This window comes from Bartonella vinsonii subsp. berkhoffii ATCC 51672 (assembly GCF_902825225.1).
In the GTDB taxonomy this organism is placed as follows: Bacteria; Pseudomonadota; Alphaproteobacteria; order Rhizobiales; family Rhizobiaceae; genus Bartonella; species Bartonella berkhoffii.
Map to the genome: position 1 here is coordinate 1 of NZ_CADEAK010000036.1, position 1138 is coordinate 1138.

Consider the following 1138-nt stretch of genomic DNA (forward strand, 5'->3'; position numbering starts at 1 on the left):
CTGCTCATCTTCAGCTTTTAAAAAGTGATACAGAGGTATTAGTTTTCCATGGCTGTCTTTTATATACTCTCCATTTTCATTTTTTGCATAGATGACATTGCCATGTTCATCATGCAAAACCTCACCTACAGGATGCTCTTTGACATTTGCGATTTCACGAATTTTTTCAAAGTAATCAAACCCTTCATCCGACAATTTATTTATCATATCGAGGCGATTATGCACTGCCTCCTCAAGCTGTGCTACATTTAGCTGTCCTACTGCCTGGTGGGCTGTGGCAGTGTTGCGGTTAAGGGCATCAATGATTTGTCCAGCGTCTTGCCCCATCGCCCTCTGCCCTGTTTCACCGGTCAGGATGATGGTCCCATCGCTGATAGCAGATTTGGTTTCCCCTTCCGCTGCATCTTTGGCTTTTCCATGACTTAAAGCATTTTTGGCAATGTTTTTGATGGCGCCATATTGCCCTTGTTGCAAGACACCACCCCCAGAAACATTAACCCCATGGCTACTGGCTTTAGCATGGGCACTGTTGGTGATATCACTGGTAGTAATGCTTCCGGTGGTCAGGCTGTTTTTTTCTGTCGGCGCAGTGCTGGAAATGAGTCCTCCGGTCAGCTTTGTCTTATCTTTTACAGTGAGTTTAAAGCCGCCATCACCTGCTTTGATGCCTGATTGCTCCACAACACTGTGATAATCGCTGGAGGATTGATCCTTTTGTGAGGAGAAGCTTGTTGATCCTGCATCAAAACTTTTGCTCCCCCCAAACCCTGCTGAAACTGATTTCTGCTTGCTGGAGGTTTGACCCGTATCACTGCGGCTGGCAATGGTCAAATCACCACCAACCTCCATTTCTACAGTCTCTGCAGAAACCATTGCCCCCGCCAGTGTAGTGTTTCCCTGACTTATGGTATGAACAGTGCCGGTGCCAATAAGATGGCTGTTCTTCTGGTAAACCTCTTCACTCGAGCCTTCCCCTTGACTAAAGGAGGCATTGCCTGTGGCTCCTGCACCACCGGTGCCATAACTGGTACCAACATTTACTGAAGCGCTTTCACTGTGGTTTTGTGTGCTTTGCGTGTTTTGTGCACTTTCAAAGGTGATATGGTTTCCTGCTTGCAAATTGATATTGCCACTCTGC

General features: G+C 46.7%; 1 protein-coding gene. It reads right to left on the minus strand.

Going from position 1 to position 1138, the window contains the following annotated elements; translation table 11 throughout:
- Nucleotides 1–1138 (minus strand): hemagglutinin repeat-containing protein (locus tag J7R10_RS07820; RefSeq protein WP_208436418.1); only part of this gene is annotated, 1138 nt, incomplete at both ends.